Below are 22,515 nucleotides of genomic sequence, written 5' to 3'. Positions count from 1 at the left end.
AATACCCTCATGTGAAATTAATTTAATGAAAATTAAAATAAATCAAATAAAAACAAAACAAAATATTACACTATCATTACTGTTTTTCATCCACGGAATAGCCTACGCGAGTATCGTTCCCTGGATTCCAGACATAAAAGAAAAGTTTCATCTAAGTCATTATATGGTTGGCATAATGATATCTGCAATCCCAGCAGGAGCAATTGTTATGGGGTTATTGTCCAAGAATTTCATTAACACCATTGGATTATATTGGGCGACAATTATAACATTTTTATTTTTTATAATTATCATATCAATAATACCATTTGCATCATCATGGTATGAAATAACACTACTGCTCTTCCTGTTTGGGGTTTTCGATGCTTGGGCAGATACCTGTATGAATGTGCAGGCACTTAACATACAAAGATTATATGGTCGAAGCTTGATTAATAGATTTCATGGTGCAGAAAGTATCGGCACAATCATGGGGGGGGGCATCGCCATATCAGCAATTGGATTCGGACTGTCTATGGGACAATTTAGTTTTTCCGTATTGCTTATGAACCTAATAATATTGATTAATTATATGATATTTTTCCAAAAAGGGGATTCACTTGATGAACTTTCCCTTCGTGAAAATATTAAAAAAAGTATGGGCACCACAGGTACTCAACTGTATATCATTGCGTTAATCTTGCTAACATTCACTTGCGGTATAGAGGAAACAGCAAGTGTTTGGGGGGCTATCTATATGAATGGTTACTATCAAGTTCCATCTGTTATTTCAGGTTTGCCTTATTTAGCATGTCAGGTATCAATGGTTATAGGGCGAGGATTTGGTGATTACCTGACCAATAAATTGGGTAATATCCCAGTATTAAGATACGGAATTCTAATGGCAGCATTGGGAATCTTAATTGTGATAACTATTCATTCACCAATTGTTTCAATATTAGGTTTTTCACTAATCGGATTAGGGATGTCAGTGGTATTCCCCTTAACAATTTCATTTATTGGCCAAATACCCAATATAAACTCGACGAGTGGAGTCGCATTCGCAACTTGGATATCAAGAGTTGGCCTACTTATATTTCCACCGTTAATAGGGATGTTAGCCGACATGACATCATTAAGAACTGCATTGATTATGATATTGGTTAGTTGCGTACTGGCATTCTTATTAATTAATACACTATCAAATACACTAATTAAACAGTTAACCTCAGGAGATAGATAATGAAAAAAACAAAGTGGGCTATCATATCAGGGGATGGACTCCCAACGAGTGGTCTACTCACTATTTTTAGAAATGTTGCAGAAATAGCTATAAAAAACAATAATATTATAAATGAAATACCCGCCGATTTAGGATTTTCTTGGCGGCCGGACAAAAAAAACTTTTTCCCTCATGGTAGTACAGAATCACAATATCCAACATGGATGAGGATAAGTTCTATCCATCAAAAATACTCTTATGATAGCGATCATGGGCACTGTTTTACTCATATCAGAAAGAGGGTAGCAAAATATAAATCATTAACAGGAGAAGAAATTAAACAGATCAATCAAGATATTAATTCTATTGCTAAAATTTATGAGGATTATTTCCTAAGTTGGTTTGAAGATAATAACGTCGATTGGGTATTTTGCTTAAATATTACACTTTCGGATGCCGTTCCTGTTAGTCTGGCACTGCACAACGCAGCGAGAAGGTATTGGGCTAAAAAAGATAACGGCGGTATTATTTTTTGGGATCATGACCTATTTGGTAGTTATGCCATTTATGAACATGAAGAAAGACTATATCCTGAAAAACCCAATATATTGACACCCATACCACAAGATAATACCTATACTAAATGGATAGTTGCGTCTGAAGCCTTGGCGAAGGAAAGTAGAGACTATCCAACAGAACTGGTACCTGATGTCATTCCTAATATATTACCGTCAATCGATGTATCTGCTTTTAGCAAAATTCACATTGATTTTTTAAACCAATATAATATAGCTATAGATTCATCTATTGTTATCGTTCCCGTTAGAGTATTTAGAGTCAAGGGTATCGAAATATCAATAAGTGTTTTTAATAAGCTACTTGATATTTATAAAGAAAAAAAACTACCCACGCCGAAACTGTTGATATTCGGGAACATGAATGAAGATCCTGAGTATGCTCATGATTTAAAAGAGCAGGTAAAAAAATACAACCTAGACAATAGTATTATATTTTTAGATGAAGTACCGATAAAAACATATAAAGATAAAGACAACAAATGGCATTTAGATGAAATTGACTTACTTATCATTTGCCATACGTTATCCGGCGCAGTTTTATTTACGCCAAATGTAGAGAACGTGGAAAGTGTCGGTTTAGGTCCAGCACTTGCTGCTATTGCAGGTATTCCCTGCGCAGTGACACAGTATACGGCCTTCACCGAGTTTTATGGCACTGAGTACCATCATATTAAAGTAATCCCAGAACACCCCAGGGATGCTGCACAACAGTTATTTGAATGGATGCAGTTACATGCTGCCGAGGCTGACGAGATTAAAACTCTATTAGCTAATAATAAAAAATTTGTTCAATCAAAATTCCCTAGAGAACCGTGGTGTAAATTTATGCATAAGTTATTATAAATATAGATTATTACTTTCAATAAAAAACTCAATTCAAAGGAATATATAATGAATATTATAGATATTAACATACGCAAAAATAAAAGCGAAATTCCACCCAAAATAAACATTTTAATACTCGGTGCTGGAATGTCGGGTTTAGAGTTAGCTAAGCATTTAAATTGTAGAGGAATAAAAGATATCGTCGTTATAGAAGCTGGTCCAGCAGATGATTACAACCATATAAATGCAGGAGGTGAATATGAACGAGCCAATGAATATTGGAAAAATGAAGGATCTGATAAATACTCCTACCGTTCATGGCATTCTTTAAATGAACCTCATTTTGCTAAAGGAACTTGTCTACGTCGTAGAGTCGGCGGTAGATCCCTTTATTGGCATGGTGTTATTTTACCAATAGAGGCTGAGACACTTAAATTCTGGCCTTCAAATATTGCCCATGATCTTACTGAAAGTTGGTTAGGTGGACCATCACTTTACACACAGGTGCAGTCTGAAATGCTCGCATGGGCAGATAATAATCACGATATAGATTACTCTCTTCAGCTTTCTGGTTTTGAGTTTAAAATAACACCTCAGGTTATTCGTAACATTGATTCATCAGGTGGCTGGGAATCTTATTCACCACTTTCCTATTGGAAAGAGGATAGCCAATTAAGATCTAACCCGAAAATAATTCCTGGGTATGAAGTTATGTCACTCATTATTAAAAATGGTCACTGTATTGGCGCTAAGTTGAGACATATTAGCTCTAATGAGGTATATACCATCTTCGCTGATAAATGTGTTCTCGCCTTAGGTACCATTGAGAATACACGTTTGGCAGCGCAAGTACTTTATGATTCTGGACATTTAATTGAGGAAAAAATAACTGGACTCGTCGATCACATTGTTCAGGGATTTAATGTGACATTTGAGTATTATAAACTACCCGATATGCTGAGAGAGTTAATTGAATATAAACCTGACACTATATTCTTTTGCCATAGTTCCGCAGGAGAAAGATTTAATTTATTTTTCACTATCACCCAATCAGATTTTGGCATTGAATTAGAAGTATGGACAATGGGCGAACAGATCCCCTCCGATCATGGATATATTTGCATAAATAGAAATGATGAGAATATGCCTTTATCAATTTATAGTGGTTTAAATAATGATGATAATGTATTGATACAAAAACAGCGGGATGAACTAAATATATTCTGGCATGGCATTTGTGAAAATATATCAATCCCCTTTTCCCCATTAGTTTTTGAAGGCGGTTTTACTGTCCATGCCAGAACCATGGGGGATGTTTATCATGAATTTCATTCCCCATCGAGGGTAGTCCATGCCAACAAACCCGTCACATGGATAAGCCCACTTGGAACGGAAAACCATGAAAGTAGTACTCTGCCACTGGGAGAGATATTGAATGAAAATCATGAATTTGATCATATCAAAAATTTATATGCTGTTGGCCCAAGTACATTCCCGCGACCCGGTGCGGCTAATCCATCGTTAACAACACTCGCACTATCACGGCGACTTGCTTACATTCTTAATTAACAGAAGGCTAAATTAATAAGGATATTACTTTTATGTGTAAACCAATTTATATTCTCGGTACTGCTCTATCGCATGATGGCTCAACATGTCTAATGAAAGATGGCAAGATTATATTCTCGATTGAGAAGGAAAGAATATCCCGAGTAAAACATGATGGATTTAATGATAATTCAACTATTCAATATTGTTTAGATGCTGCGGGTATTGAATATAAAGACCTCTCATTGATAGTAGAACAAAACTCTTATAATCCATTATTTAGCCAATCATTAGAACAGCGGAAAAATAGGGTTTTACCCCCCATGGTGCCGATCATCACACTTTCTCATCACTTGGCACATGCCTACAGTGCCATAGGAACATCACCTTTTGATGATATGGGTATTGTGGTTATTGATGGCCATGGAGGTAGCTTAGACAGTTGTAATGACATTGTTGCGGATATCAAAGGTGCGAATAGTATCCACGTTAACAATCGTTACCGTTACTGGGAAACATGCAGCTACTACGTTTATCAAGATAGTAAAATCAAGCCTATCTTCAAAGATTTCTCCAGGTGGGTTAATCGAAAGAATCGCAAAGACTATCCTGTTTCGAGCTGGGAAATAGAAAATTCTATTGGTGAGTTTTATGAAGGGATAGCACTGTATATTTTTGGCGAGCTGGATTGCGCAGGTAAGTTGATGGGATTAGCCCCTTACGGAAGGCCGAATGTAATCGATTGGGTGCCCTTCTTTTTCGATTCCGGCAAAGTAGTGTTGCGTAGTGACTGGTGGGCAAAAATAGACCCTCTTTTAAACTCTGGCCCTACTCATTTTCGTGACAACTTCCAATATTACGCCGATTTAGCCTATTGGGCGCAAACCAAACTCGAGGAAGCACTGTTTTATCTGTTCAGCCATTACTACCAACTTTATCCTATGAAAAACTTTGCTTATGCCGGAGGGGTTGCATTAAATGCCACCGCAAATGAAAAGCTCATTACTCATAGTGAGTTTGAGCATCTCTATATCCAACCTGCCGCGGGAGATAACGGGCTATCAATTGGTTGTTGCTATTATGGCTGGTTGGAAGTGCTGAAGAAAGAGCGAGTAAAACACTCTGGCTCAACATACTTTGGCAAAAAATATGATGATATTAGTGTTATGGCAGAGCTTGAAAAGCATACCGATAAAATTGAATATACTTACTATGATGATATTGAAGCTATTGCCGCAAAATCCATCGTGGCAGGTAATGTTATTGCCTGGTTCCAAGGGGAGTCTGAATTTGGCCCTCGCGCTTTAGGAAACAGAAGTATTTTAGCGGACCCCCGTAACCCTCGAATGAAAGACCATATTAATACTAACGTTAAATATCGCGAGGATTTTCGCCCCTTTGCTCCTGCCGTTTTGCATGAAAAAGCGAATGACTATTTCGACTTGAACCATGACAGTGATCACATGCTATTTATTGCCTATGTCAAAGAAAAATATCGAGTAGCACTACCTTCGATTGTCCATGTAGACGGTAGTGCCCGTGTGCAAACTGTCAAAAAGGAGATGAATAAAAAATTCCATACCTTGATAAATTATTTTTTTGCCGAGACTGGCGTGCCTATATTACTGAATACCTCGTTGAACACCAAAGGAATGCCAATAGTGGAAACCCCTAAGGATGCCATCAATTTATTCTTAAACTGTGGGCTAGATTTCCTGTTCATCAACAATTACATGATATACAAGAAAAATACGTCATTAATTTCTTTGTATTAATACAACTGTAAATCATATCTGTATGTTAAAAACATGAGGTTTCTATGCATGAAGATAAATCATCTATTGGTGATAATAACAGCCTAAAAATTGGCATTATCCATTTAATAACAGAAGGCGTACAACTTTTTGTCGGCGGAGTAGGTTCTTATATCAGAGGGCAAATCATGGCATTACCGGAGGTTATTAAATTACTGGCTGATAATAATATCAGCTTAGAACCCCATTTTATTGAGATTGCCTCCAGTAAATATAATTATTTTTTTGACACAAGTAATTATGGTTATTTTATTAACCAAATTCATAATATGGGAGGGACGTTTTCAACTGTACCAGACATGACATTGGGGAAAGGCGTTGATTGTTCATGGCCCTACGGTGATGCTTTTCTTGGTAATTTACAGAACTGGCAAATCTCTTCTGCGGCAGGGGCGGCAAAAATTATTGATCTCAGTACCCATTACGATATCACTCTGGCCTTTTGTCATGAATTGCCGTTCTCGTTCACGCCGCTAATTGCTCGTTTGCATGCGGCTGTTGAGAAACGTAATCTAAAGATTATCTATATTTCCCATGGCACGGCATTTAATCATGAAATGCCATTACCGAATCCTGAACGTATTATGGCTGAATCATTGGCTGTTCACTGGGCCAAGATTGATTCTAATATCAAGCTCGGTAATATCAGCGACTTCCTGGCAATGCACTTAGTGGCACAATACGGTGCTGACCCACAATCATTTATACCGACACCTGCGGGAATAAATATCAATGACCCCTGGTTTCGAATACGCAGTGATCAGGAAATCAGTGACACACTCTCATCACACGGAATATCGCTGGATCACTCATTAGCTATCACTTTAGGCAGAGGGGTTCATTACAAACGCCATGATCTGTTGCTCAGAGCAGCCTGTTATCTGGGTAATGATATTCATCCCGTTATTATGAGTGACCCGATTTTGCCGGAGTTATCTGCCTTAGCGAGCCGACTCGAGATCTCTGCCTCTCTGATCAATTCTTTTGATCGCGAACTAATGGCATGCCTTATTCAATGGCGTAATACGCGGGTTTGCGTTCTTTCTGCTGAGAATGAACCTAATGGATTGATTCCGATGGAATCACGTTGGCTGGCCAGACAACAGGGGGCATTGTTAATTGTTGCCGACTCCGGCGGTTTGAGTGAGCAGGTTGAACATGGGATCGATGGGTTCCTTCACATCCCCGGGAACGCAGCAAGTTTAGCGGAAATAATACGCCAGATTTGCCAATTAACCGACGGCGAAATAGATAAAATCAGGCAAGCCGGAGCTACATTAATAGAAGAGCGCTATAACTGGCGAAACCAAATTTTGTCTCCACTGAGATATCTGATTCCGCAAATTGCAGCTCTGGACTGATGCAGAGCTGCAATGTTCAGTTAAGCATTTTGGCGGTGATTTTTTATTGCAGTTTCAGTGCCCCGATTGCGGTATCTAATATTGCATTTTGCCCATTACGGCTGGCTTCCAGGCACCCCATGGCACCGACTAACATTGGAATATCCAACTCTTTAGCCAGAATAGCGCTATGAGACATGATATGCCCCTTGCTTAAACAGATGCCTTTTACCTGCCGGTGGTTCAGCCCAACCATTTGTGAAGGCAATAACTCCTCGGCTAATAATATAATTTCACCGCTAACTGAAAGCGAAACTGGTGGTAGCCCGGTCAAATGGCCCAATGTGCGGTTAAGTATATCGCGGATATCTAATTCCCGAACGCGTAGATACTCATCATCCAGAGCCAGATAATCTTCCACCATTGCCATCAATTCATCCTGCAATGCCGATTCTGCACAAACTAACTGATGCTCCAGGCGCGCATCCATCGCCTGATGCAGTTCCTCATCATCAATCAGCATCACATGAGCGTTAAAAATAGCCGCAGCTTCAGGGCTAATCTGTTGTTCTGCCTGTTGTGCCAACTGCTGCAAATCAGCCACAGTTTGCGCCAACGCCTGTTGTAAACGCCGCTGCTCTTTAGCTACCTGTTCAGCATTGATTGTTTGAGGTAAAAAAACCGGAATGGCGGGTAACCATTGCAACAATGGTGCACTAATCGCGCCACGAGGCACCATGACGCCAGTAAATTCCCCCTCACTGGTGGTGGTGACGAATTCGCCAAAATGTTGTCGCGCCAATTGCATAAAAGCATCTAGCGCCTCGCCTGCTTGCTCACCACTGGCCAGTAAACGAATGGTATCACCTTTACGAACTTGCAATATTGCGAGCTGGTTCAGGCTGCGTGGATTCACACACTGACCATTTTTTTCCAGCAGTAAATCTGCCACGAACGGAGCCAATGCTTCGACCAATTTAGCCGCCGGTCGCACATGTAACCCGTTAGGGTTGCGCACCACCCAACTGACACTCTGAGCATCCGCTGCCGCCTTAGCCACCGCATTACTGGCAGGTACCACGGCTTCTTCCCCTAGCTGAGTGGCTTTAGCTATCAACGCCCCCATTGCTTCAGCACGGACGTCGGCAAGTGAAGCGCCAGATGATGCAGCGACGACAGCTGCGAGAGTCCCTTCCACCAGTGGTGCGGCACAGAGTTGCACCTGCTGCGCCATATCGGGGTCTAATAGCTCCAGTGCCGTTTCTGCGCTGAGTAAGGCACTGCCTAAATCCATCAATACCAGTACGCCCGATGGGGTGTAAACCGACTCAATGGCTTCCATCACTTTAATGGCATCCGTGCCAATAGGATGATCCAGGTCGTCTACACCGGCAGCAACCGCTAACTGGCAGCTCCCTTGTGTCATTTGCTGTGCCAGTTCGGCCACACCCTGAGCCAGCAGCGCGCTATGAGAAACTACAACGAGATTGACCATCTTTCCTCCTGATAAACGTGTCAGTCCAGCCTGATTAATGACTGGCAACCTGCCATAACGCCTGCATCATCAGCATAGCTGATGTTGCCCCTGGGTCCTGATGACCAATACTCCGTTCACCCAGATAGCTGGCACGGCCTTTGCGGGCCTGCATAGTAATAGTGTCGGCCAATGCTTGCTGGGCACGTTCAACGGCCTGCTGCAATGCATCTACCACCGTGACTCCCTGCTGATTTGCCTGTTCGAGTTGCGCCACTACCGCCCACCAAACATCACACATCGTTTTATCGCCAGGCTCCGCTTTACCGCGCATCACCACCCCTTCCACGCCATCTTTAAACATCTGACAAACCGCCGTCAGATCGAGGCTCTGCTTAGCATTCGTGCTTTGTGCTGCGCGAATAAAAAACGTGCCAAACAGCGGGCCGCTGGCGCCGCCAACACTTGAAAGCAGTGTCATACCGGTATTTTTCAGGATAAAACCAATGTCTTTATCAGCAAAGGTCGGTAACTTTTCGACCACTTTATTAAAGCCGCGATTCATGTTCAGGCCATGGTCGCCGTCGCCGATTTCAGTATCCAACTGCGTCAAAAAATCTCGCTGCTCGCTGAAAACTTCAGCACATAGCTGTAACCAACTGACAATTTGTTGTTTGGTGAGTCCCATATTTTTCTCCTGGCACATGGTTTTATAAGATTATTTTCAGCACTTGTGCTGGCTTAAGCTCAGTGATTCGGGTTGGTGAAAGCCGCGCGTCCCTGCGGCTTCAAGTACCAAGGAGATATCAGCAACCCCAGCGCAGCGCGGGGGTACTTACCGGCGCATCCCACAATGACAGGAGTTCATCATCAACTTTCAGCACGGTGATGGACATACCCTGCATATCCAATGACGTACAATAAGAACCAATCAATTTACGCTCAATGGTCAAACCGAATTGTGTACAGCACTCCGCCAGACGGTGCCAGACACCATAAAGTTCCGATAAGGGGGTCGCGCCAAGGTTATTGACCAGAACAATGACCCGATCGCCTTTGGCTAAGGGTTGCTTACTCTGGCGCGTCTCGTTCCAGTCACCGGCTTGTCGATCCCAGTGGCGTAATGTGCGCTGATAGCTGCCGTGATCAATCAAGGTCTGGAACATGGCGTCTACCGTGTTATTCAGTGAAGTAAATGGCCGACGCTCAATACCCGGTTCGCCATGGATACCCACACCAAATTCCATCTCATTTTCAGCCAAAATAAATGACGGCTTACCGGCAGCGGGCACAGTACAAGCACCAAGCGCGATGCCAATAGAATGCCCCTGATTATTAATTTTCTGCCCCAGTAGTGCGCATTCATCCAATGAATCACCACGTGCCGCAGCAGCACCGAGTAATTTTTCTATAATGACCGTGTTCGCCACCCCACGCCGCCCGGCGGTATACAGGCTATCTTTGACCGCCACATCATCGTCTATCACTAAGGTAGCAACAGCAGTGCCACCGGCATGCAACAGCTCGGCGGCAGTTTCAAAGTTTAGAATGTCGCCAGTGTAATTCTTAATCAGCATCAGCACACCAGGCCCACCATCAATGGCTTGGCCGCATTCATACATTTGATCGGGGGTCGGCGAGGTAAAAATCTCACCCGGGCAGGCACCATCCAACATGCCTTCGCCAATAAAGCCACAATGCATCGGTTCGTGACCACTGCCACCACCGGACATCAATGCAACTTTGCCACTCACTGGCGCATCTGCACGGGTGATGAAAAGGGGTTCCTGATGCAATGTCAGCTCAGGATGCGCCGCAACCAGCCCCTGAATTTGCTCCTGTAACACACTCTCAACGCTGTTAATTAATTTTTTCATTTTATGCTCCGCGAACGGGAATGGCTGGAGAACAGAGCTGCCGATGATGAGAAATACCGGCAGACTCGGTCGATTTTCGACTCAGAACGTATTTGCCGCACAGATTAGTTGAGGAAAGCCTGACCCAAGCGGTCAGCTACCATAATTGCAGCATAGACACTGTCAGGTGTGACCTTGAACGGCATGTTGTGGATGGTTTCTCCCTCAGCACAGCTGGCCTTGGCGACATCATGGATCTTGCGTTCAATATCCTGAGAAACTCCCATCTCAGCCAATGTGATTGGTAAACCCAGTTGCTGGCAGAATGAGAGCACTGTTTCGATCTCTTCCATGCTGCTGTTCTGTAATACGAGCTGTGTCAGGGTACCAAAGGCCACTTTCTCACCGTGATACAAGTGGTGGCACTCATCTAATACGGTGAAACCGTTATGAATGGCGTGAGCGGCCGCCAGACCACTACTTTCAAAACCAAGACCACTCAGATAGGTATTGGCTTCGATAATACGTTCAACCGCTTCGGTCACAACACCCGCCTCTACCGCCAGTTTGGCTTTATAGCCCTCCGCCAGCAGGGTTTCGTAACACAAGCGAGCCAGTGTAACTGCCGCTAATGTCGATGCACCACCAGCCATATTGGTAGCTTTAGCGTCAAAACAGGCTTGTGCTTCAAAGTAAGTAGACAGCGCATCACCCATACCAGCGACCAGCAAACGTACTGGTGCTTTGGCAATAATGGTGGAATCCATCAGTACGATGTCAGGGTTTTTCGGGTAAATCATATATTCAGCGAACTTGCCCTGTTCGGTATAAATAACGGATAAGGCGCTGGTCGGGGCATCGGTAGAGGCAATAGTAGGCACCACAACGACAGGGATATGCTGATAGTGAGCAATCGCTTTAGCCGTATCGAGGGTTTTCCCGCCACCGATACCAACCACGCCATTACAGCCGTGCTTTTTCAGCTCAACCGTCAACCGCTCAATTTCGTGACGGGAACATTCGCCATTAAAGCGGCTGAAATGATGTTCCAGCTCACTGGCTTGCAGGCTGGAGCCGACGGTATCAGCGGTCAGCTTCATGACGAAATCATCAGCAATGATAAAATAGTTATTAGCCAATAATTTAGCAAATTCACCAATGGACTGTAATGCATTGGCACCTTGAATATATTTGGACGGAGATTGAATGACTTTCAGCATATCTTGCTCCTGTAGCGTAAGAGATAATGTAAGAATAAATAATTTTTAGGGTCAATTTGATGAAACTGCATCCACTATAAGCGCAAAAAACAGGCTGAGAACCAACAGTGAAAACGTTCCATTATGAAACTCCGTTATCTCAGTATGGTTTCATATTGGAACGATAATGCCGTGACACAGGGACAGGAAGAGAAGTGGCGCACAGAAGCCGCCCAACAGTGTAAGAAGGTAAAATAGAAATAGGTTTACGCGCGATAGGCACCAGCCATAAAAAAAAGCCACCCCGATAAAAGGGGCAGCTTTAGTCATTCTCGGTAGTGCTAACGCCACACTAACCGTTATTCACTGACGGGTTCGTCACTCACTTTCTCTTTAGGTTCTGGATTCATACAACTGTAAATTACTGGTAACACCAGCAATGTCAGCACCGTTGCAAAGCCCAGACCAAACATGATGACCACCGCCATACTCTGGAAGAAAGCATCACTGAGCAGCGGAGCCAGCCCCAGAACCGTGGTAAATGCCGTCAACATAATAGGCCGTAAACGGGCGGTAGAGGCATCAATAATAGCTTCGCGCAGTGGTTTTTCCTGTCGCTGTAAGCCTATCTCTTCCACCAACACAATGCCGTTACGTATCAACATACCACTCAGACTTAGCAGCCCCAACAAAGCCATAAATCCGAATGGAATTCCCGTCAACAGGAAGCCTACCGTGACACCAATTAATGCCAGTGGTACCGTCAGCCAGATGGCAACAGCATTGCGCACTGAGCTGAACATCAATACCGTTACGATGAACATAATCAGGAACGCGATCGGCAAACTGATGAAAATACCGCGTTGTGCTTCTTTGGTACTTTCATAATCACCGCCCCACTCCAGCTCATATCCGCGCGGTAACTGAACGGCTTCTACGCCAGGTTTGATACGCCGCAACAACTCAGCAGAGGTCTCACCGCCCTGTTGGGTCGGATCCGTTTGCACCGTCAGTGTCCGCTTGCGATCCAGACGCATAATAAGCGGATCTTCCCACTCGGTTTCAAAACTGGTGACAACGTTATCAATTGGGATAAAGGCAAGGCGCGCCTGGCTCCAGACCATCACATCATTCAGTCGTTCTGCATTGAGTCGTTCTGCATCCGGTGTGCGCAGTACAATCGGCATTAAGCGAGTACCATCACGGTATAACCCCACCGGCAGACCACCAAAGCTCATGCGCAATGTCCCATCGACCTCGCGCTTATCGACTCCAAGCTCGCGCCCCAGATAATCGGAGAATTGTGGCCGGATCATTTTGCTACGGTCTTGCCAGTCATGCCGCGCACCATCCGCCATCGGATCAGCAATGATCGCTTTTTCCGCTTGCGCTGCCAGGGTACGTAACACCTCAGGGTCCGGGCCAACAAAGCGGGCCTCGATGGAGCTGTTGTTGGATGGCCCAAACATGATGCGTTTTATCTGCGCATCAACCTGCGGGTATTCGTCATGCATATAGGATTCGATTTCATCAATCAAACCCGGTATTTGGCTGAGGTCCTCGGTACGAACCATCACCTGCGCATAGTTAGGATAATGACGTTGGGCATTGTAGGTCAGCATAAAGCGCATCGCGCCCTGACCAATCGTTGCCATGGTGTCCGCCACCCCTTTTTGCTGCTTGATATACTGCTCAACCTTGTTCGCTATCCCTTCGGTATAATTGATATCAGTGCCATTCGGCAGCCAGATATCAACGAAGAAGATTGGCGTATTAGAGGGCGGGAAGAAGCTCTGGCGAACATTACCAAAACCCACCACCGATGCCACTAACATGGCCGCCAGCAGCACCAAAGTGATACTGCGATGTTGCAGTAACTTATTCAATACCACGCGATAATAGCGGAATAACCAGCCATCATAAGGTTGCTTGACAGGCTTATCGGCATCCACTTTCGCCGGTTTCTGATTTTGGAATGCCCACTTAGCAAAGACCGGTGTTAGCGTCAGTGCCGTGAACCAACTCAACATCAGCGAGATCAACAACACCTGGAATAACGATTTACAGTATTCACCCGTAGCATCATTGGACAGGCCGATAGGTGCAAAGGCCAGAATGGCAATAATAGTCGCGCCTAACAACGGCATCATTGAGCGCTTCACCACATTGCTAATAGCGGTAAAGATGCTTTCGCCTCGCTGGCGACCAACGACGATCCCCTCCACCACCACAATGGCGTTATCCACCAACATACTTAGCGCGATAATCAGCGCCCCTAACGACACTCGCTGTAGCTCGATATTAAATAGCCACATAATGAGCAACGTACCCAGTACGTTAAGTGCCAACGAGATAGCAATTACTATACCGCTGCGCACCCCCATGAAAATCAGCAAAGTGACCACAACAATCAACAGTGCCAACAGGAAGTTAAGGATAAAACCGTTAACCGCCCCTTCAACTTCATGAGACTGATCATAGAACACGTTGATATGCATACCTAACGGGCGTTCACCGTCAAGCTGCGCCAGTCGGGCTTTAATCGCATTACCTACGTTTACCACGTTGACATTCGGGGCAAACGAAATCCCCAGTGCCAATGCAGGTTTACCGTTGGCACGATAAATATTGGTCGGTGAATGGCCAAAACCTTGAGAGACAGTGGCGATATCACGCAAATACACGCTTTTCGGGCTGCCAGGCTGACTTACCAGTAAATTCCCCAGTTCTTGTACACTTTGGAATTCACCGGTCGGATGCAAACGAATAGACTCACTGCCCACCTGCAACTGGCCCGCATCGGACACCACATTCTGGCGGCTCAGTAAATCGGATAACTGCTGTGGCGTGATACCTGCGGCGGTCATCTGGGCACGAGAAATCTCCACCTGAACTTCTTCAGGCAGAATACCCACAATACCAACTTTACCTACCCCGGGTACCAGTACCAGTTCACGTCGCAGTTGCTCGGCAAAATTACGTAAATCCTGGTTACTGTAACCATCACCCGTGAGTGAGAAGAAGAAGCCATAAACATCGCCAAAGTCGTCATTGACCATCGGCGCACTGGCTCCCGGTGGCAAACGCACACTGTTATCGTTGATTTTACGCCGCAGTTCATCCCAGATTTGCGGTAACTCATTCGCGCCATATTGTGCGCGAATATTGATGGTTATTTGTGATAAACCGGCACTGGAAATAGAGGTGACGTCGTCAACATAAGAGAGTTCCTGAATGGCATTCTCCAATGGGAGTGTGACTTCCTCTTCTACCTGCTGTGCTGATGCACCATCATAACGGGTGACAACTACCGCCGTTTTGATGGTGAAGGCTGGGTCTTCCAGCCTGCCTATATTGAGATAGGCAATAATGCCACCAATACCCAGCAACAGAATCGTTAGCCAGATACGGGTATTATTATTGATAAAATTGTCAGTCAGCTTCATCAGAGACCCCGCTCACGGACCCAAGCCCGGACAACCTGATTTGGGCGAAGCTCACCGGTACCTGCGGAGACAATCTGCTCGCCATCAGCCAGACCAGAGGTAATTTGAATGCCGTTGGCGGTCAATTGAGCCACCTGAACTTTGCGCTCTTCAACATGCATCTGACCATCATCATTCTTGATAACCCAGACTCTTGCATCATTCAATTGGGCAGTATCTGGGTTAAACACGGCTTCCACTGGTACGATAATCGTCGGATGATCAGTGCCAGACAGATTGCCAGAGTTGATTCTTACCCGGCCACTGATACCTGAAAGCAGTGGCATATCAGCCGGGCGCTTCATCGTCAGTGTCACCTGGAAAGTCTGTGAAGCAGAGGTGGTTGAGGTGGTGTGTTCTTTATACTCAGCAATAAATTCGCGCCCCGGCATATGATTAAGTAATACCGTTGGTTTGTAGTTACGATTGCTGATGTCTAGTGCGGTAAACAGGCGCTCAGGCACACTAAACACCACATCTAACGTATCCAGTGCACTTAATGTGGCAACCGCCTGACCTGGGGCCATGACCTGATGGTTACGCGCATTCACATTGGCAATAATGCCATCAAATGGCGCGGTAATGGTGGCATCACTCAGCTCTTTACGCGCAATCTCCAAAGCAGCACGAGCCGACTCCATCTCAGCACGACGTACATCCAGCTCAGCACGAGATACCGCCCTTTGCCCTTGCAAGGTATTGAAACGGTTAAACTGATCGCGAGCCAGATTAAAGGTAGACTGACGATCCCTGACTCGTAGGTTCAAATCCGTATCATTCAGTCTGGCAATGACTTGGCCTTTTTTCACCTGCTCACCTTCACGCACCAGCAACTGTTGCAATTGCCCACTTCGTTTAAAGGAGAGCTGAGTTTCATCGCCAGCTTGTAATCGCGCTGGAAAATAGCGAGTGCCATTTTGCCCACTGTCTTCAACGGTAAATATTTTTACCGGGCGCACACTTTCTGCGACTTCAGGGGGAGTTCTGTCGCAAGCAGCGAGAAGAAACGTTAATAGCAGAGTGATTACTGTTTTTATCTTCACTATAAGATCTCGTTGAGTCAGATTTTAATAATTATTGCAGATTAATTATTCACACTTCTTTATCTGTTTTGGGCTTCACTTTTTTGTGACAGACGGCGCACCAGCGCTCTTATTAGTGTGATTAATAATCCCCCGGTAAACATCCCTAGAAAATAGATCAGCACAATTAGCACCGAAATGGGTAGTGTTATTTGCATGGAAAGTAAAGATAAGTTCACTAGCCCGCTGTTTTGAAATACAAAAAGCGTCATCAGGGCCACTATCAGCAAAAAGCACACTAAATACACGTATTTCACTTGATCACCCTTTTCATCTTAGTTCATCATTTTTCGGCTTTAAAACGTAATGTCGTGCTTTCTTGCCAAATACAAATCTCTGGCTGCTAAAACAGAGATAGCCAATAGCGAAATAGCACTACTCTGCTACTCACTATCAGCTATTTTTTAAGAGCAACTGCGCTATACCCTATATAATTCGAGCCACAAGTAGGCAGCCAGCAAACGAATCCCCAGGAGCTTACGCAGTCAAGTGATTCGGGTAAGTGCGTGCCGCTAACACCCCTGTGGCTTCAAGGCCGAAGGACATCCCCAAAGTCATTGGAGCCACAGGTAGGCAGCCAGCAAACGAATCCCCAGGAGCTTACTCAGGTAAGTGACTGGGGTAAGTGCGTGCCGCTAACACCCCTGTGGCTTCAAGGCCGAAGGACATCCCCAAAGTCATTGGAGCCACAGGTAGGCAGCCAGCAAACGAATCCCCAGAAGCTTACTCAGGTAAGTGACTGGGGTAAGTGCGTGCCGCTAACACCCCTGTGGCTTCAAGGCCGAAGGGGATTAGTAGTCGACGGCATCCCGGATGATTGGACACGTCATACAGTGACCGCCCCCGCGTCCACGGCCTAATTCACTGCCGACTATCTCAATCACTTCGACCCCTTCTTTACGCAACTGGGTATTGGTTTTGGTATTACGGTCATAGGCCAGCACCACGCCTGGTGAAAGCGCAACCATGTTATTACCACTGTCCCATTGTTGACGTTCTGTATCGTAATCATTACCTTCGGTCTCAACCACACGCAGTTTTTTCAGGTTGAGCGCGCCAGCAACTGCTTCAACAAAGGTGCCTTTATCACGACTTAACTTAATGCCGGTCGGGCCATTATCAGGGCGCAGTGAGAAGGTTTGGATCTGATTAACAATCGCCGGATATAACGTCACTACATCACGGTCGCAGAAGGTGAACACGGTATCCAGATGCATAGCGGCACGCAATTTAGGCATGGCCGCAATCATGACGCGCTCCACCTGCCCTTCGCTATTTTTAAACAGCGATTGCGCCAACTGCGTGATTGCCTGATGCGAAGTTCGCTCACTCATGCCGATTAACACGGTTTTATTACCGATTGGCATCACATCACCGCCTTCCAGCGTCGCAGTGCCGTGGTGCTGCGTCGGGTCACCCCACCACACTTTCACATTGGCGTCACCAAAGTCCGGGTGGAATTTATAGATAGCCGTGGTGAGGATGGTTTCTTCATGACGCGCCGGCCAATACAGTGGATTTAGTGTCACACCGCCATAGATCCAGCAAGTGGTATCGCGGGTATACAGTGTATTGGGCAACGGTGGTAACAAGTATTCAGTAATGCCAACCGCTTCGCGGATCAGCTTCAACTCTTCTTTGTCACATTTACCGTCTTTATGCAGTTCGGTGGTGGACAAGCCGCCAATCAGCACTTCAGCCAGCACGCGCGGCTCCAGGCTTTCCAGATAGCTGCGGGTTTCTTGCAAAATGCCCAGTGACACTTCATTCGGCACAATTTGCTGATCCAAAATCCACTTTTTCGCCGCTGGAATGGCAACCGTTTCGGCCAGCAGATTATGCATCTCAACCACATCAACACCGCGGTCACGCATTTTGGTCATAAAATCAAAATGGTCGCGCTTGGCTCTATCTACCCACAGGACATCATCAAATAATAATTCATCACAATTACTTGGCGTCAGGCGGTTATGGGCACGCCCTGGGGCGCACACCATTACTTTATGTAACTTGCCGACTTCAGAGTGAACACCAAACTTAGGTTTAGCGTGAGTTTTCTTAGCTTTATCTGACATAAGAACTCCAATAAATTATATGGTGATAATCCCGGTAGCAATGCTATAAATCGCAGCCACCGCAGCAACAATCAGAACAATAAACAGTATTCTTTCATAGGAATTAAAGGCTTTTTGATGCTGTTCACGTTTGGCAATCAGATACAAAATAGTGCCCGGTCCGTAAATAATGGCCGACAACAGCACGTATTTCAGGCCGCCGGCGTAAATCATCAGAGCAGAGTAGAAAGTCGCAATGATGGCAAAAATCAAATCTTTTCTATGACCACGGTTATTCGTTTCGTAAGTCTCACCGGTCCATGCCAATTTCAGGCCATAAGCTCCTACTAACAGATAAGGGATCAGCGTTAATGAACTGGTTAACTCCAGCGCCAGTTGAAAAGCATAATCAGTAAACAAGGTGAGAATTAAGAATATCTGTATAAAGATGTTGGTCAGCCAAACCGCTGCTGAAGGCACAGCATTGCTGTTTTCAGTCGCGAAGATTTTTGGCATGCTGTTACTCTTAGCCGCCGAAAACAGCACTTCCGCTGCCAGCAGTGACCATGATAAATAAGCACCCAACACGGAAATAATCAGACCCACACTGATAAATATTGCACCCCAGCGGCCGACTATCGCCTCTAACACCCCGGCCATTGATGGCTGGCGTAATGCCGCCAAATCAGGGCGCAGTAACACGCCGTAAGACAACATGGTGATCAATACCAGCAGGCACAGCACACCAATAAAGCCCAGAACGGTCGCGATACCAACATGGCTACGTTCTTTGGCATAACGTGAATAAACACTCGCACCTTCGATACCCAAGAATACAAATACTGTGACCAGCATGGTGCTACGTACCTGAGAGAATAGAGACTCAGGTTCAACTGACGTGGTGATTGCCGCCGCTGCATGACCAACATAGCCATAGTCATTCAGATGGGATAAATCAGCACCTTTAATCACATCTGGCGTACCCCAGAAGTTCAGCGCAAAAACATCACCTTTAAAGGCAAAAATCAGCACGATGACGAAAATGAAGATTGGAATTATTTTTGCGAAGGTGGCGATGGTATTAATTGCCGCAGCTTCTTTAACGCCGCGCAATATCAGGATATGGAATCCCCACAAGATAACGGAGGCAATTAACACCGCCGGAATAGTATTACCATCACCAAATATAGGGAAGAATGCCCCTAACGTTGATTTGATCAGAACAAAATAAGAGACGTTACCAATACAGGTACCGGCCCAGAAACCTAATGCAGAAGCAAAACCAAGATAATCCCCAAAGCCCTCTTTTGCGTAAATGAATACACCAGAATCGAGATTAGGTTTACGCTGCGCTAATGTTTGAAAAACAAAAGCCAGCATTAGCATCCCACCCCCCGCTATACACCAGGCGATAAGTGCGCCAAACCCACCGGTTGCTCGTCCAAATGTTGCCGGCAATGAAAATATACCGGCCCCGATCATTGAACCGACCACCAAAGAGGTAAGGGCCGGTAAAGATAATTTATTCGTTGTTGAATTGGCCATGATGCTCTCAATGACATTGGATAAATTAAGTTAAATGTAAATTCTGCTTATCCTACAAACAGATTCACCCAGACCCACTTATCAATATAAATACATAGTTATCATAGCTTCCTTTAAAACTATTGCATAATGCCCGGAAAGTAGACCAAATCTTACAATATGTAAATTCTTGAAAAAATTATCACATACATCAGAATTTTGTAACAGTGTGCAAAATCATCATTTTGTATATTCATAAAATCACATTTCAGTTTAATTCACTGCAATCTACCCACTCTATTAGCATAGAAATCTGTTTTTTATTAGACGGATCATTTCAGATGATTCCAGTATTCGCATTAATTTAATAATAGACGTATGAACGAGAGTCCCTGCCATCTTGCGGACTCTCGTTCTATGAACTAAGCTTATTGATTAACCATTAAAAATATAATTTAAATAGCCTTAAATTTCAATAAGTTAAAAAGAAGGTATTCCATTATTAAAATAGGCAATGTCTTATTAAAATTCTCTATTAGCTCACATTTACTCCCCTATATCCGCCATCAGTCAGACACAGACGATCAGATGACAACCACATTTATATACTCCGTTTTAATTTTTATAAAACGGATGTAATAGTTTTTTAAATCATTATTGCGTAGTTACTATTAGAGATGAAATCAATAAAAATCGCATTATTACAATAATTATTTCGATTTCATTTATGCTTCATTTAGATTTCATTTACATTTATTGTGAAAATGTAAATGTTCGATTGTTACATCTAATCAAGTGAGAATCGTCACTCGCTAACGCCAAGAAACCACATAAAACTAGTGTTTTAATTTTACAAAATAAAAAAATACAGGATTAATCACCAGCAAAACAAAGTGCTTTAGATAGCGAATATATTCATCTTCCCCATAATTTCATTAGGAACATTGATATTTAATGTCGAAAAATCTTATCATTTATAGGGTTATAATGATGAAATCACGTAGGAAAAATCCAATTTTTTCTCTTATTATTCCTACAATGGATAAGAAAGCGTAAATAAAATACATATATTTAGTGTGTAATATGTACATTTTATTAAAGACCTCCGATTTCAAATAGAGATGTCAGCCTTTCCGTTAAAATTCACTTTTTAGCTTCAAAGCATGCATCATCATGACTGAATCAACAAAAACGGCCCCCATTGGGAGCCGTTTTATAGCACGTCAAATTCGCAGAAATGTGTACACTGTTATGTCAATTGCTTATCCGATACATGCTGCGTCTCTGTCACTGAATAGCCCGCCAAAATTGCCACGAAGATCATAAATAGATGGCCTTCAGATGAGTCCAGCAGGAATGAATTAAAGAAATTACACGCCATATAACTGGTCAATACAGCCAGTAGTACATTGCGTAAAACCGGTGTTTGTTGCCAAATAACGCGATAACAACAAACAATCCATGCCAAAAAGATAATTAAGCCAACAAAGCCTGATTGGATTGTTTCCAACAGATATTGGTTGTGTGGATTATTGATTTTGTAATTGATCTCTGGGTTCTCATAATAGAAGCCGCCAGCACCGTGCCCCAGAATAGGTGACTCTTTAATTAGCCGCACCGCTTCAATGGCAAAGGCCGAACGTTGCCCCATCGAACTACGACAAGCATCATTTACATCATCCGCAGATGCGGCCATACAGACTTTTATCTCATCGACACCCTGCACGATACGGTCGGTCGCTTTATTGGGTATCAGTAGTAGTGCAGCAAAGGCTATCGCCCCTAACACTACCAATAGCCAGCGTTGGCGGCGCCCCAGAGAGAAGAATAACCATATCCCTAGCCCAACAACTAATGCCACATAACCGGTTCGCCCCAATACCAAGAACAGAATACTGTAGCTCGCCGCTGCCACCAGCAAGCCATACCCCCAGCGTTTCCAGCCCTGATTTTTAAAGGCCAGCGCCAGCCACAACATGGCGGCCAAAGCCATAAAGAAGTTTTGGGTAATTTGCAGTTTAAAGATAGTCGGATTGGTTGGATCTACATTGCCAATGGGAATGTGTAACACCCCAACGGCCAGTGTACCGACTAATGCCAGCGCGTTAGCCGCTAAGAAGCCGATTCCAAACAATTTTATCAACCGTGGTTGGTTGATAAAAAACAGGGCTAACGGCAATACATAAAGAAATTTCTTATCTTTACCCACCATATCCGGGCCATAACTGTTGTGATGAAACAGCAGTGACAATGCCAACAATGCAAACATCGCAGCAGGCAGGTAAACCAACGGATTCGTCAGTAATGGTTTGAATTGCAATGTGTTGCGATTCATTATCAAACAGATCAGGATTAAAACCAGTGAGATATTGATCAGTGGGTTGGATGTCGGTAAGGAGATACCTAGCAGCAATGCTGCAATACCACCCAGCATTTCACTGCGACGGTTGACCGTGAAAGCGGCCGGTGAAGAAGTCGATGGGATTGTCATAATTCTCTCAGCTTAAGCTGGTTAGCGGAAAATAAGGTTACTGA

Annotated in this window: 15 protein-coding genes; 5 read left to right on the top strand and 10 right to left on the bottom strand. The window is 44.3% G+C overall.

Annotation, left to right across the window (positions count from 1 at the left end; all coding sequences use genetic code 11):
* Positions 1–25 precede the first annotated feature (25 nt).
* The 5 genes from Q2T71_RS01770 to Q2T71_RS01750 are packed head-to-tail and all read left to right on the top strand — an operon-like array spanning position 26 to position 7,327.
* Positions 26–1,222, top strand: a complete 1,197-nt coding sequence (locus Q2T71_RS01770; RefSeq protein ID WP_372557928.1) for an MFS transporter — start codon at positions 26–28, stop codon at positions 1,220–1,222.
* Positions 1,222–2,622, top strand: coding sequence for a hypothetical protein (locus Q2T71_RS01765; RefSeq protein ID WP_372557927.1), 1,401 nt, complete (start codon positions 1,222–1,224; stop codon positions 2,620–2,622). The genes Q2T71_RS01770 and Q2T71_RS01765 overlap by 1 nt, the downstream gene beginning before the upstream one ends.
* 48 nt (positions 2,623–2,670) lie before the next feature.
* Positions 2,671–4,173, top strand: a complete 1,503-nt coding sequence (locus Q2T71_RS01760) for a GMC family oxidoreductase (RefSeq protein WP_372557926.1) — start codon at positions 2,671–2,673, stop codon at positions 4,171–4,173.
* A gap of 32 nt (positions 4,174–4,205) precedes the next feature.
* Positions 4,206–5,927, top strand: a complete 1,722-nt coding sequence (locus Q2T71_RS01755; RefSeq protein WP_372557925.1) for a carbamoyltransferase — start codon at positions 4,206–4,208, stop codon at positions 5,925–5,927.
* Positions 5,928–5,971: 44 nt separating this feature from the next.
* Entirely contained in the window at positions 5,972–7,327 is a 1,356-nt protein-coding gene (locus Q2T71_RS01750) for a glycosyltransferase family 4 protein (RefSeq protein WP_372557924.1), read from the top strand.
* A gap of 43 nt (positions 7,328–7,370) precedes the next feature.
* On the opposite strand, the gene dhaM is transcribed toward Q2T71_RS01750, so the two are convergent.
* The 10 genes from dhaM to waaL-ps form a co-directional block, all read right to left on the bottom strand.
* A complete protein-coding gene (gene dhaM / locus Q2T71_RS01745) occupies positions 7,371–8,801 on the bottom strand; it encodes a dihydroxyacetone kinase phosphoryl donor subunit DhaM (protein WP_372557923.1) in 1,431 nt (476 codons plus the stop codon).
* A 34-nt stretch (positions 8,802–8,835) separates the two neighbouring features.
* A complete protein-coding gene (gene dhaL, locus Q2T71_RS01740; RefSeq protein WP_372557922.1) occupies positions 8,836–9,468 on the bottom strand; it encodes a dihydroxyacetone kinase subunit DhaL in 633 nt (210 codons plus the stop codon).
* Between the two features lie 118 nt (positions 9,469–9,586).
* Positions 9,587–10,657: a dihydroxyacetone kinase subunit DhaK gene (gene dhaK / locus Q2T71_RS01735; RefSeq protein ID WP_083160739.1), complete on the bottom strand. Its 1,071-nt coding sequence runs from the start codon at positions 10,655–10,657 to the stop codon at positions 9,587–9,589.
* Positions 10,658–10,761: 104 nt separating this feature from the next.
* Entirely contained in the window at positions 10,762–11,856 is a 1,095-nt protein-coding gene (locus tag Q2T71_RS01730) for a glycerol dehydrogenase (RefSeq protein ID WP_372557921.1), read from the bottom strand.
* A 338-nt stretch (positions 11,857–12,194) separates the two neighbouring features.
* Positions 12,195–15,281 (bottom strand): efflux RND transporter permease subunit, encoded by a 3,087-nt coding sequence (locus tag Q2T71_RS01725; protein ID WP_372557920.1) that lies wholly within the window; start codon positions 15,279–15,281, stop codon positions 12,195–12,197.
* Positions 15,281–16,363 carry an efflux RND transporter periplasmic adaptor subunit gene (locus tag Q2T71_RS01720; protein ID WP_372557919.1) on the bottom strand — a complete coding sequence of 361 codons (1,083 nt, stop codon included), beginning with the start codon at positions 16,361–16,363 and terminating at the stop codon, positions 15,281–15,283. Before Q2T71_RS01720 ends, Q2T71_RS01725 begins: the two co-directional genes overlap by 1 nt.
* Before the next feature lie 59 nt (positions 16,364–16,422).
* Positions 16,423–16,659 (bottom strand): LapA family protein, encoded by a 237-nt coding sequence (locus Q2T71_RS01715; protein WP_372557918.1) that lies wholly within the window; start codon positions 16,657–16,659, stop codon positions 16,423–16,425.
* A gap of 534 nt (positions 16,660–17,193) precedes the next feature.
* The gene (gene arcA / locus Q2T71_RS01710) at positions 17,194–18,477 is read right to left on the bottom strand and encodes an arginine deiminase (protein WP_372557917.1); all 1,284 of its coding nucleotides are present in this window, start codon (positions 18,475–18,477) and stop codon (positions 17,194–17,196) included.
* Positions 18,478–18,492: 15 nt separating this feature from the next.
* The gene (locus Q2T71_RS01705) at positions 18,493–20,001 is read right to left on the bottom strand and encodes an amino acid permease (RefSeq protein ID WP_083160751.1); all 1,509 of its coding nucleotides are present in this window, start codon (positions 19,999–20,001) and stop codon (positions 18,493–18,495) included.
* A 1,228-nt stretch (positions 20,002–21,229) separates the two neighbouring features.
* Positions 21,230–22,471, bottom strand: a complete 1,242-nt coding sequence (waaL-ps, locus tag Q2T71_RS01700) for an O-antigen polysaccharide ligase WaaL-ps (protein WP_372557916.1) — start codon at positions 22,469–22,471, stop codon at positions 21,230–21,232.
* Positions 22,472–22,515: the final 44 nt, after the last annotated feature.

It is taken from the genome of Yersinia sp. 1652 StPb PI (genome assembly GCF_041538345.1).
Classification (GTDB): Bacteria; Pseudomonadota; Gammaproteobacteria; order Enterobacterales; family Enterobacteriaceae; genus Yersinia; species Yersinia enterocolitica_E.
Note: the sequence above shows the minus strand (reverse complement) of the source record. Positions and strands in the feature narration are given on the sequence as shown.

Coding starts and splice junctions, on each gene's coding strand:
- dhaL (WP_372557922.1), bottom strand. CDS start 9,468: ATGGGACTCACCAAACAACAAATTGTCAGTTGGTTACAGCTATGTGCT.
- Q2T71_RS01750 (WP_372557924.1), top strand. CDS start 5,972: ATGCATGAAGATAAATCATCTATTGGTGATAATAACAGCCTAAAAATT.
- Q2T71_RS01765 (WP_372557927.1), top strand. CDS start 1,222: ATGAAAAAAACAAAGTGGGCTATCATATCAGGGGATGGACTCCCAACG.
- dhaK (WP_083160739.1), bottom strand. CDS start 10,657: ATGAAAAAATTAATTAACAGCGTTGAGAGTGTGTTACAGGAGCAAATT.
- Q2T71_RS01755 (WP_372557925.1), top strand. CDS start 4,206: ATGTGTAAACCAATTTATATTCTCGGTACTGCTCTATCGCATGATGGC.
- waaL-ps (WP_372557916.1), bottom strand. CDS start 22,471: ATGACAATCCCATCGACTTCTTCACCGGCCGCTTTCACGGTCAACCGT.
- Q2T71_RS01705 (WP_083160751.1), bottom strand. CDS start 20,001: ATGGCCAATTCAACAACGAATAAATTATCTTTACCGGCCCTTACCTCT.
- Q2T71_RS01760 (WP_372557926.1), top strand. CDS start 2,671: ATGAATATTATAGATATTAACATACGCAAAAATAAAAGCGAAATTCCA.
- Q2T71_RS01730 (WP_372557921.1), bottom strand. CDS start 11,856: ATGCTGAAAGTCATTCAATCTCCGTCCAAATATATTCAAGGTGCCAAT.
- arcA (WP_372557917.1), bottom strand. CDS start 18,477: ATGTCAGATAAAGCTAAGAAAACTCACGCTAAACCTAAGTTTGGTGTT.
- Q2T71_RS01770 (WP_372557928.1), top strand. CDS start 26: ATGAAAATTAAAATAAATCAAATAAAAACAAAACAAAATATTACACTA.
- Q2T71_RS01725 (WP_372557920.1), bottom strand. CDS start 15,281: ATGAAGCTGACTGACAATTTTATCAATAATAATACCCGTATCTGGCTA.
- dhaM (WP_372557923.1), bottom strand. CDS start 8,801: ATGGTCAATCTCGTTGTAGTTTCTCATAGCGCGCTGCTGGCTCAGGGT.